At 51.2% G+C, this 11,110-nt stretch carries 10 protein-coding genes, 1 tRNA gene, 1 pseudogene and 1 riboswitch; of the genes and pseudogenes, 4 read left to right on the forward strand and 8 right to left on the reverse strand.

Annotated elements, in window-relative coordinates; genetic code table 11:
* Positions 1–452: 452 nt before the first annotated feature.
* Positions 453–824, reverse strand: a complete 372-nt coding sequence (locus BN1137_RS22550) for a hypothetical protein (protein WP_157433813.1) — start codon at positions 822–824, stop codon at positions 453–455.
* Positions 825–1,164: 340 nt separating this feature from the next.
* Between BN1137_RS22550 and BN1137_RS22740 the strand changes: the two genes are divergently transcribed.
* Positions 1,165–1,338, forward strand: a complete 174-nt coding sequence (locus BN1137_RS22740; RefSeq protein ID WP_198150661.1) for a hypothetical protein — start codon at positions 1,165–1,167, stop codon at positions 1,336–1,338.
* A gap of 192 nt (positions 1,339–1,530) precedes the next feature.
* Here the strand turns inward: BN1137_RS22740 and BN1137_RS22555 are convergent, their stop codons facing one another.
* From BN1137_RS22555 to BN1137_RS22085, 3 genes are all read right to left on the reverse strand, one after another.
* Entirely contained in the window at positions 1,531–2,136 is a 606-nt protein-coding gene (locus BN1137_RS22555; RefSeq protein ID WP_157433814.1) for a hypothetical protein, read from the reverse strand.
* 158 nt (positions 2,137–2,294) lie between these two features.
* A complete protein-coding gene (locus tag BN1137_RS17360; protein WP_050719797.1) occupies positions 2,295–2,984 on the reverse strand; it encodes a hypothetical protein in 690 nt (229 codons plus the stop codon).
* 152 nt (positions 2,985–3,136) lie between these two features.
* On the reverse strand, positions 3,137–3,541 hold the full coding sequence (locus BN1137_RS22085; RefSeq protein WP_198150662.1) for a hypothetical protein: 405 nt from the start codon (positions 3,539–3,541) through the stop codon (positions 3,137–3,139).
* 224 nt (positions 3,542–3,765) lie between these two features.
* Between BN1137_RS22085 and BN1137_RS17365 the strand changes: the two are divergent.
* Positions 3,766–4,728 (forward strand): annotated as a pseudogene (locus tag BN1137_RS17365) (integron integrase).
* A gap of 772 nt (positions 4,729–5,500) precedes the next feature.
* Here BN1137_RS17365 and BN1137_RS17370 read toward each other — a convergent pair.
* A tRNA-Ser gene (locus BN1137_RS17370) sits at positions 5,501–5,588 on the reverse strand.
* A gap of 239 nt (positions 5,589–5,827) precedes the next feature.
* Positions 5,828–6,283 carry a type III secretion system chaperone family protein gene (locus tag BN1137_RS17375; RefSeq protein ID WP_082041498.1) on the reverse strand — a complete coding sequence of 152 codons (456 nt, stop codon included), beginning with the start codon at positions 6,281–6,283 and terminating at the stop codon, positions 5,828–5,830.
* A 158-nt stretch (positions 6,284–6,441) separates the two neighbouring features.
* On the opposite strand from BN1137_RS17375, the gene BN1137_RS17380 reads away from it, so the two are divergent.
* Positions 6,442–7,779, forward strand: a complete 1,338-nt coding sequence (locus BN1137_RS17380) for a flavohemoglobin expression-modulating QEGLA motif protein (protein WP_050719798.1) — start codon at positions 6,442–6,444, stop codon at positions 7,777–7,779.
* A 70-nt stretch (positions 7,780–7,849) separates the two neighbouring features.
* Here the strand turns inward: BN1137_RS17380 and BN1137_RS17385 are convergent, their stop codons facing one another.
* Together BN1137_RS17385 and BN1137_RS17390 are read right to left on the reverse strand one after the other, a co-directional pair.
* Entirely contained in the window at positions 7,850–8,431 is a 582-nt protein-coding gene (locus BN1137_RS17385) for a thymidine kinase (RefSeq protein ID WP_050719799.1), read from the reverse strand.
* 86 nt (positions 8,432–8,517) lie between these two features.
* Complete coding sequence (locus BN1137_RS17390; protein WP_050719800.1) at positions 8,518–10,098, reverse strand: Na+/H+ antiporter NhaC family protein; 1,581 nt, start codon at positions 10,096–10,098, stop codon at positions 8,518–8,520.
* An 86-nt stretch (positions 10,099–10,184) separates the two neighbouring features.
* A riboswitch (Lysine riboswitch) is annotated at positions 10,185–10,356 on the reverse strand.
* Between the two features lie 320 nt (positions 10,357–10,676).
* Here BN1137_RS17390 and BN1137_RS17395 point away from each other — a divergent pair.
* Complete coding sequence (locus tag BN1137_RS17395) at positions 10,677–11,084, forward strand: H-NS family histone-like protein (protein WP_050719801.1); 408 nt, start codon at positions 10,677–10,679, stop codon at positions 11,082–11,084.
* Positions 11,085–11,110 lie beyond the last annotated feature (26 nt).

Consider the following 11,110-nt stretch of genomic DNA (forward strand, 5'->3'; position numbering starts at 1 on the left):
GCCCTTTTGTTTTATTTGGCGGTGAGGACGGAATTCGAACCTCACTCTCGCATGTCAACACACGTAACCTTTTTTCAATAACTTATAATATTTTTGTCGACCATAAAAACAGCGTAATTGACTAAAGCTATTGCCATGAGTTTTCTACGTCCTTTATAAAGAGGAACTCTGAATATCAAGAACATGAGCATACTTTCTGACTATCTGACTATCTGACTATCTGACTATCTGACTATCTGACTATCTGACTATCTGACTATCTGAATAATGTTGTCGTTTCCTCTGAATGACAAGTCGATTCACGTCCCCGTGAACTCCTATTTTACGGTAACGCCGTGCTCAATGGCATTTTTTAATTTGTGGCTTTGTGGATTACTTTTGCGCAGCAAAACCACAAACAAGTAAATTACAAATTGTCGAGTGCGCGAATCGCACGTTGCTGAAGCGCCTTTTTAGATTTTTTTTGATATATATTCAATAGCAAGATCAAGCTCCTCATGCAAACAATTCCTTTTCTCCACGGGGCCATATTCTTTCCATGACTCCTTAAGTCCTTTCATTATTCTAAGTGATACTGGATAGTATTCTTTGAAATTTCTTAGCTCAAAAATTATTGCAATCTGCCTGTCTAACATCATGGGCTGATCTTTATCTTCTCTTTGAACCAACGACTTTATCAGAGAGTGATATGTTTCAAATTGCCGATGCTTTAGTTCAGTGCGTTTGGACCATAGATATTGTATAGAAGCCCAGACAACAGGAATTATTGCTAAAAAAATTCCTATTTGGTCACTGTTTTCATCTACCCATTTCCAAATTGGCATTGTGTCCCCTAAGAAAATATAACGCCGTGTACAACGGCAGTTTTTAAGTCGCGGCTTTGTGGTTTTGCTGCGCAAAAGTAACCCACAAAGCCGCGACTTAAAAACTGTCCAGTGCACGTAGTGCACGGGTTTATACATTTTGTTAACTCTTTACACCCATTGATTTTCATAAATAATTTTTCGAAACAATGTTGCTGCAAAAAGTGCCATTTTTTCCAACTCCTTTTCAGTTTCTTTTAGGCGCTCAATAAGGTGCTAGTCATTCCATGGAACGTTAACGTGAACCCATTTATTTCTATACTTACGTAATGTATGAAGCTCTTCTTTTAAAAGAGCATTAATGGGTGATGCGTTTATAAGCTCAAATAGTGCAATCCGCTCATTAGGAGAATATTCCGACCGTAAATATGTTTCAATACCAGAAACTGCCGTCAGAATAGCTGCTAAATTTGCGCCAGATGTAAATGCAGTATCAGTTTCCAGAATAATAAAACTACACCATTCAGAAAAATGATACCGCCCTTTAAAAGGTTTTCATCCAAAGACACTAAATAGTTCCAACGTTCGTTTTCATTCATAAGCTAACGCCAAGTTAACCGACAGAACGGAGCCGGCCTGCCGGCGGAGTGCTTTGCAGCGGGGCGTAAAATTTTGCGGAGCAGAATGCTCCGCTGCAAACTGTCCGCGTTGAACGCCTAGTTAGCCATCAGCGGCGTCTCGGTAGTAAAAGAGGGTTACTAACTCGCCAGTTATAGCTGCGATATTCGTCCTTGTACCAACTAACTGATGTGTACGCGAACTGCCTAAATTCTTCATCATTCCATAGATCTATTATTAGCTGTCGACTTAATCTGTTTACTTGTTTCGACCCTTGATATACCCAGCCGAGGTAGGAATCAAGCTTTGGCTGGGACTTTCCTTGAAAGTGACCATGAGGAATGGACGGATGAAAGTCAGCATCATATTGATGAAAAACCCAGTCTTTTAGGCCTTTCTTTCGCGAGAGGAATTCAATATAGCCTTTCTTGTTTCTTCTGATCCCAAGTTTGGGTTGATCGTCAATATTTGTCTCCGCAGTACTAACCTGTACATCAAAGTCTTCCCCTGTAGTCGGCCATTCCTCATTGAAATCCCATTCTTCAACTCGAAGTATGCGAGTAGCAGTGCGATGAATCGGATCGCTCGGTTCACACATATTCTTGAGTGCAGCCATTCTGGCCAGATAATGAGACCAACTTACTTTTTCCGTGTGAAAATGAAATCGGGTCGCTTCAAAGTATAGATCGGATGCTTCCAGCTCTAAATAGGTCATGGATTTCTCACGTTTTGGCTAACGCCGAGTTAAGCGGCAGTTTTTAAGTTGTGGTTTTGTGGAACAGTTTCGCGCAGCAAAACCACAAAACTGCGACTTAAAAACTGTCCAAGGAGCGTATCGACTGATGCTTGAGCGATTTGTTATGGCCGCAAAATCTACTTAACACTCTGTTCTCCGTACTTTCTAATAAATAAATTCACACCCTCAAGCATGATACGAATACGATTTTTATCATTTACCTGATCCCATTCTCCATGAGCAGCTTCATTTCGAAGCCCAGCCCAAGAGGTAATATCTTTTACGTCTTGTTTGTTGAGTACATTTTTATTCTTTAGCTGGTTAGCAAATTGCTGCATACCAATTTTTTTATCATTTACGGTAATGTTATTTTTCTCTAACATAGAGATTAGAAATTGTTCAAGAGTTGCACCAATCAACATGCAACTTGCAACTTGCAACTTGCAACTTGCAACTTGCAACTTGCAACTTGCAGCAGGGTGAACTTTCGGATCATTAAGAAGATCATTACTTTGTGAAAGAAAGCTTGATGTAATCTCTAAATTAGCTTGCGCTATAGGTGTTGACTCCAGCAAAAAACCAGCCTCAATATATTCTTTCAATCTTTTCAATAAATTTTCAAGAATTTTCCGTGCATTGTCTTGGTTTTCCTCTGGCTTTAACGTGGAAACTTCCCAATAAAATTCATTACCATCTCCAACGTGAGTTCTTAGAAACTCTTTGGTATATGTTAGAAGCCCAAAGATTGAAAATTCTTCGTTTTCTGATTTTTTTATTTTAGTAATTATTTTGTCTAACTCGATGCAAAGGCTCTCTCTGCTGCTCATAAATTTTCCTTAGTGCGAATTTAGGCCATAACGCTAAGCTCAGCCGCAGTTTGTAAGTTGACTTTTTGTAGATTATTTTTGCGAAGCAAAACCACAAAACGGCGACTTACAAACTGTCGAGCACACGAAGTGTGCGGTGCTGGAGCGCCTTGTTATGTGTTTTGATTTCTTCCTGTAAAACGATAAACACGCTTTACTACTTTTCTACCTTGGCCACCCAACGAAAAGTTGGCCGAAGCACCATTTGTAGAACCTTGAAGTCCAGCACTGCCTTCACCTTCATAATATTCTTCAATTTCTACTTCTTCAGCGTTTTCTATTCGATGTGCTATTGCTAACTCTTGTGCAACTTGCGCTTGCATTTTTGCCATTTGCAAAGAAATTTCTTGTTTCTTGGCTTCTTCGGATAACTTAGCCAATTCTCCAGATTCTGAAGCAGCCTCAGCATTACGTGCTGAATCAATTAATATTCCTGCAACAGGCCCAATCATTGGCGTTGCCTTTACCATAGTCTGAATTGCTAGTTCAAATACTTTGTTTATATTTGTAGTTTCCAATTGGTAGAACTCCTTTTACACATAACAGTGATTAGATAGAAAGCGGTACTAATCCGTTAACAGAGCCTTCCGTATAACTCAGCTCTGCCCTGATAGCCGCCACGAAAAAATCGAATTAAATCAAAATATTACCAGTCTTCCTTTGATACTTGAGCGTATTCGCTTGACCTCCCCTTTTTGCTCTATCATTACCTCTGTATATAAAAACAGCATAGGGGTCAGCCATGGAAGGCGCCAGCAAGCCCCGCCTGCATGAACAGGTCAGGACAGTGATGCGTTTACATCACTACAGCATCCGTACTGAAAAGTCCTACTGGTACTGGATCCACAATTTCATACGTTTTCATTAACTGTGACACCCGCAGGAACTCGGCACTGTTGAGGTCAATGCCTATCTCACCTGGCTTGCCGCCGAACGAAAGGTCGCCGCCGCAACTCAGAATCTGGCACTCAATGCACTGGTTTTCCTGTATGCCAAGGTGTTGCGACAACCCCTTGGTCAGATCGGCGAGATTGTGTGCGCGAAACCCTCGGCTCGGATCCCATGTGTGCTGACTCACGAAGAGGCAACTGCGCTGATCGCACAGCTAGGTCAACCATATCAATTGCTGGCGTCGCTGATGTACGGCGCCGGCTTGCGTGTCGTGGAGGCTGCACGTTTACGTATCAAGGATGTGGATTTCGACAAGCAAATCATCACTATCCATGACGGTAAAGGAGCCAAAGATCGTACAACGCTCTTACCAGCCCCCTTGATCGCACCACTACTGGAGCGCAGAGAGCGCATGTTTAACGCCTGGAAACAGCAGGACAGCTTTTATCATCCCCCCGTCAGCCTGCCGTTTGCGTTACGACGCAAGTACCCCAATGCCGGACGTTCCTTCGAGTGGCAATGGCTGTTCCCATCAACAGCGCTTTGTATGGATGAGGGCGGACAGATTGTTCGCCATCACATTCACGTCAGTACCATACAGAAAGCGGTCAGACATGCCGTCAGGCAATCCAACCTGCACACACCAGCCAGTTGCCATACTTTTCGCCACAGTTTTGCCACCGAGCTGCTGAGCCGTGGCAGTGATAACCGGACCGTGCAGACGCTGCTGGGGCACACCAATGTACGCACGACGCAGATCTATACGCATGTGCTGGGCCAGGGTTTTGCCGGTGTGATCAGCCCGCTTGGGTAAACGCTATGCTGTTTGATGTGGGCGTGTCATTTCTGTTGTACATCCATGCTGCCCACGTCCAGTACTGTCTGGTTATGTGCTGCTGATTTGCAACCAGAAAATGGGCCCCCATTTTGAGGAGCCGTGTGCGAGGAGCTCGCTTGCCAGTCTCTTCAGGCAAGGCTACCGCCCCTGGGTTTCAGCCCCCGGCCCGATGCTGTTAACCTTTGCTGTGTCAATAATCGCTGCCATGACGCTCCCCCGAGAGATGGATTGTCGTTTGGCTATCTTAAGGGAGCAGATCGAGACATGGGAAGAGGGAGTTGATAAAAATCTGAGCTGGTTCAACCGATTAGTGAGAAATTACTGCCTTTAGTCGACAGTTTGGTTGGCAGAGAATGTAGATATTCCCCTCACCCCGACCCTCTGCCACAGCGAGAGGGTAATAGATAAGGGAGCCCGTTTGGGCTCCCTTCTGGCGGCGAAGTTTCCACGGCCACACTCATTCTGGCAATTCAGTATCGGCAGGGGTAGCCGCGATAAGTGCGCGAGTTCGAGCTGCCACTGCTAGGTTGCGATCTACAGCGAGCTGGCGATTTTTGGTGCAAAGGGAAGTACGGATAGCGAAGGGCAAGCCACGGTCACGTAATGACTTAGGCAGCGGGAGACGAGTGTAGTAGGTGCCGGAGGCATTTTTGTTCAGGTACATGATTGTTCCACCCAGTTGATCCAGGAAAAAAATCACGCAAGTCTAGAAATGAAAAAAACCCGTTGAAATTCAACGGGTTATATTTGGCGGTGAGGGAGGGATTCGAACCCTCGATACGTTGCCGTATACACACTTTCCAGGCGTGCTCCTTCAGCCACTCGGACACCTCACCAATTTGTTTTAGTTACCTGCCTGTGGCTTGCGGAGCACGCGTTGCGTGCTTTCTTGCCGATTTCATCGGCTGGCAGCCACTTGGACACATCACCAAATTTTGGTCTGTGGTTTAACGTGTTCAGCCAACACGGGTTCGCTGCGCTAACGCGCCGGAACGGGGCGTAATTTAGGGGAAAGGTCCGCCGCCGTCAACGGCTTTTTGGCCAAGGCGAACCGTTCGTACATTTAACGCGCAGATTAATGCACAGACTCCGGTGCAACCTGAATTTCCGGCAGGTTGAGGAAGCCCAGTCGCTCGCATTCGGAGATAACTTCGTGAGTCGCCGCCGTGGTGCTCTCGACGAACAGCAAGAACTGCTCCACGGTGAGCCCGGCCTTGGTGAAGACGGTGTGACCGACGATGAGGCGTGGCAGGTTGTCGTCGATGATGTCGAGGAACACCTTGAGAGACGGGTATTGCATGTTGAGGCGACCCAGCTCGGCCATCAGCGGCAGCAGCGATGAGGGGCGCACCTCCAGCTCGGATGAAAACAGCAGCCCTTCTTCTTCGACAAAGATCCGGCTCTCCTGAATGCTGTCGACCGACTGCAGGGAGACCATGTGGATGCCGTGGCACTGATCGCAAACATAGTGCTCGATCCGAGCCTGTTGCAGCCAACGCATTATCATTTCAGAGCTGGGGATATTCATCATTTTCACGAACACAATAAGGATCAAGGGGCGCAGTCTAAACCAATTTTCCGGTAACCAAAAGCGCGCAGGCCGGATAAGCCGGCGTCTCGCTTCTTTTTGGCAAGCGCTATGCATATACTCAGCCATTCTCGCCTAACACTCGCCCCACAGGGGGCCCGATGACCATCCAAGAAAAATATCGCCTGCACCTCAAATCCCTCTCGGATGAATTGCTTGCCCTGCAAAAGCCCATTCGTATCCTGGATGCCATCAAGTGGCCCCGCCATCTGCAGACCGAGTTTTTGGCCAAAGGGGGACGAGAACTGCCCGCCATCGACGCGAACTTCTACCAGTCCCTCCCCCTGGACTTCGATCCGCGCAACAAATACCTGGAGCTCAAAGAGCTCAGGGACAGGATCAGACGGCGGCTCGGCCCCCAGGACGATCTGGGGCGGATCCTGCAAGAGACGGTGGATCAGTACATGGTGGTCATCGAGATGTTGCGCCAACGCGGACAGCCCGAGTTTCAGCGCTACAGCCAGATCCTCTACGGCTCGGCCAGCGATCACCTGCGCGGGGATCGCAAGACCTTGAAAGAATTGGGAGCGCGCCTGTGCGATATCTTCTCCCTGCCCGGTGCCCGTCACCTTGTTCGCCCCTATCCCAAGGAATTTGAAGGGGAAGCGGCGGTGGCCAAGCTGCAGGGCAAGCTGTCGAGCTACTTCGAGGATGGCGCCATCCAGGTCAAGCTGAGCGATGGCATCGTCTCGGATGCCGCCGCCGGTGGTGATTACATCAAGCTGAGCTCCCACGCCCGCTTCTCGGAGCTGGACCTGCAGGTGCTGGAGGTGCACGAAGGCTGGGTACACGTGGGCACCACCTTGAACGGTCGCCAGCAATCCTACGCCACCTGGCTGGGCGCGGGTTCACCGCGCATCACCGCCTGTCAGGAGGGGCTGGCGGTGCTTATCGAGACGCTCACCTTCAGCTCCTTCCCGGACAGGGCCAAGCGCATCTCGGATCGGGTGATGGCCATCGACATGGCGGAGCGCGGCGCCGACTTTATCGAGGTGTTCCGCCACTTTGTCGAGAAAGGCGCCAGCGAGCACGACGCCTACAAGATAACCCAACGGGTGTTTCGTGGCGGCATGGTCGAGGGAGGCGCCTGCTTCACCAAGGATCTCTCCTACGTGAAGGGCTATGTGGAGACGGTCAACTTCATCCGCAGCGCCGTGCTGGAGGGGGTGCCGGAGATCCTGCCCATGCTGTTCGTCGGCAAGGTGACCCTGGACGACATACCTGTGCTCTACCAGCACTACCTGGAGGGGCTCATCGATGCCCCCCGCTACCTGCCCCCCATGTTTCGGGATCTCACCGGCCTCTACGTCTGGTTCGGCTTCGCCTCCGGCATGTCACTCATCGACATCGGCCGGGTGCAGCAGCATTTTCGCCAGCTGTTCCACCGCCTGCCGGTGGCCGACCCCATCATAGCGCCGGTGGATATCGAACTGGACTAAGCCGGATTGGATGGAATTTCTCACAATAAAAAGGGCGCCTTGTCGGCGCCCTTTTTATTTATATGTTCGCTTACTTGAAGGCCCGGCCATCCAGGTAGTGTTTGCGACAGAGAGACACATAGCGATCGTTGCCGCCTATCTCAACCTGCTCGCCGTCACGCATCACCTGCCCCGCTTCATTCACCCGGGAGTTCATGTGCGCCTTGTTGCCACACCAGCAGATGCTTTTGAGCTCCTCGAACTTGTCCGCGAGACAGAGCAGATGGTAGGAGCCCGGGAACAGCTCGCCGCGAAAATCGGTCTTGAGGCCGTAGGCGATGACCGGGATCTTGAGTTCATCGACGATGCGGGCCAGCTGGTAGACCTGCTCGCGGGTCAGGAACTGGGCCTCGTCGACGATGAACACATCGATCTTCTTCTCGCCGTGGCGCGCCTGCACCATCTCGAACAGATCGCAGTTGTCACTGAACACCTCCACCTTCAGCTCCAGCCCTACCCTGGCGCTGATCACCCCGGCCCCGAAACGATCGTCGATGACCGGCGTCATGGCCAACGGGTACATGCCGCGCTCGAGGTAATTGAAGTGCGCCTGGATGAGCTGAGTCGACTTGCCCGAGTTCATGGTGGCGAATTTATAGTGCAGTGAAGCCATGATGCTGTTCCGAAACTGAATTTATGGGGCGCATGCTAACCAAAGCCCCCGCCAAAACCAAGGGGCCCGTGGGCCCCTTGTTTAATTTATGCGACAACCAGGTCTCGTTGGAGACGCGCCTTGCGCAGATGGTAGCTGGAGAAGATGATGAACCAGAGTCCGCTGACGGTGAAACCGGCCAGCACCGAGTGCATCAGCCCCATCACCAGATAACCGAGCGCGGCACCGAAGGCGATGGCCAGCGCATAGGGCAGCTGGGTCATCACGTGATCGATGTGATGGCAACCGGCACCGGTGGCCGAGAGGATACTGGTACTGGAGATGGGCGAGCTGTGATCGCCAAACACCGAACCCGCCAGCACCGCGGCCAGCATCGGCAGCATCAGGCTGATGTCGCTGGCGGCGGCCATGTCACCGGCCAGCGGCAGCATGATGCCGAAGGTGCCCCAGCTGGTGCCAGTGGCAAAGGCCATGGCGCAGGAGAGGATGAACACCACCGCCGGCAGCACTTCGATGGGCAGGTTGCCGTTGGCCATGGAGGCCAGGTACTTGCCGGTCTCCACGTCACGCACCACGGCACCAATGGTCCAGGCGAACAGCAGGATGTTGATGGCCGGCAGCATGGCCATGATCCCTTGCGGGGCGGCCTTCATCCAGTTCTTGGCACCCAGCTTAAGGCGCATGGCCAGACCGATGGAGACCACCAGGCTGCACAGGGCGCCGTAGACCAGGGAGGAGCCGACATTGGTGTTCTCGAAGGATCCGAGCACGCTGAACGGCAGGCCTTTGCCTTCCAGCACGGCGGCGCCGGAGTCAATCATGAAGTAGACGGTCGCCAGGGTCAGGGTCAGGATCGGCAGCACCATGTCGATCATGCCACCGTTGCTCTCCTCCGGGGACTCCATGTCCAGCCCGATGGGGCGGCCCTTGGACTCATCCCACAGTTTGCCTTCCAGCGCCCACTGCTCGTGCTGACGCATGGAGCCGATGTCGAGCTGGAACGCGATCACCACCAGCACCATGATCAGGGTGAACACGGCGTAGAGGTTCATCGGGATCATCTCGACAAAGGCGGAGATGGGGCTCTGGTCGGTCAGGCCGTGAGCCGCCATGATGCCCCCCACCAGGGCGATGATATAGGCGCCCCAGGAGGAGATGGGCATCAGCACGCAGACCGGCGCGGCGGTGGAGTCCAGCAGATAGGCCAGCTTGGCGCGGGAGATCTGGAAGCGATCGGTGACCGGACGGCAGATGGCGCCAACCGACAGGCTGTGGAAGAAGTCATCGATGAAGAAGGCAAACACCATCATGCCGGTCAGGGCCTTGGCGCCCTTGCGGGTCTTGGCACGCTTGGCGGCCCATTCGGCGAAGGCACGAGTGGCACCGGAGACGCTCATCAGGCTGATGAGACCGCCCAGCAGCAACATGAACAGGATCATGTTGACGTTATCGCGATTCACTGCCCCGTCTACCCAGAAGATCTTGAGCACGGTACCCAGCATGTAATGCAGGGAATCGAGGGGGGAAAACTGGTTGAGCAGCAGGCTGCCGGCAACGATGCCCACCCCGAGCGACACCAGGACGCGGCGGGTGATGATCGCCAGGGCGACGGCCAATAAAGGGGGGATAACTGACCAACCGGAGTCGGCGTAATGAACGATTTCCATGATCTCTTTGCACCTAAAGACAACAGGTGGAGATCTACCGAGAGGATAAAGAAACAAAACCCATGGGGAGGTAATACTCCTCAGCCCCTTCAGGTAGCGCTCCATAGTGGATGACTATGGCAGTCCTGCACCTGTTCGATGCAGAACCAGCAACCCGGTATGATGGCCTGGTCACTTCGGCGCCGACTCCTTTCCTCGAGCATCGCAGGCATCACCCTCCGCTCGGTTACTCATAGGCAGCGCGCCTCTACTTAAAGGTATTCGAGGCACATTTTATCGAGGCACCACGTGATAGCAAGTTTTTTGATTAAATTTCAACGTAAGTGTGGTGATATTTCGCATAAAGGTAGTCAAATGGTGCGACTAAATGAAATTAGTCGACATTTTCATCTATCTGGAGCCCATATGGAAATGTGCCCTCCCAATATAGGATGACGCTGTCCCCGGTAAATAGCGGCGGGCTTAATTTATATGTCGAATTAATTAATTCAGTATGCTTGACTTGATGCCGAAGCCGCCTATAAATTAGCGAAAAGACAATCCATTCCCTGAATATCTCTGCTCGCGTGGTAGCCAATATGAACGAATTTCTGAAAGTACTGCTGAATATCCGTAGCCTGCGGGCAGCCTGCCGTGAATTGACCCTGGAGCAATTGGAAGAAGGCCTGGAAAAACTCACCGCCATCGTCACCGAACGCCAACAGGATGAATCCGCCGAGCGTCAAGCCCGTGAAGAGCATCAGAAGAAAATTGCCGAATATGCCGAAATGCTGAAAGCCGCCGGGATCGATCCTGCGGAATTGGTGGGCACAGTCGCCGTCGATGCTCCCAAGGCCGGTAAAGGCAAGCGTGCCCCCCGCCCCGCCAAATATCGCTACCTCGATGACAACGGCGTGGAAAAAACCTGGACCGGTCAGGGCCGCATGCCCTCCACCATTGCCAAGGCCGTCGCCGAAGGTAAATCCGTGGAATCATTTGCCATCTGACTTCATGTAATTTGCGGCAATAAAAA

Origin of the sequence: Aeromonas tecta (assembly GCF_000820185.1) — a bacterium.
Taxonomy (GTDB): Bacteria; Pseudomonadota; Gammaproteobacteria; order Enterobacterales; family Aeromonadaceae; genus Aeromonas; species Aeromonas tecta.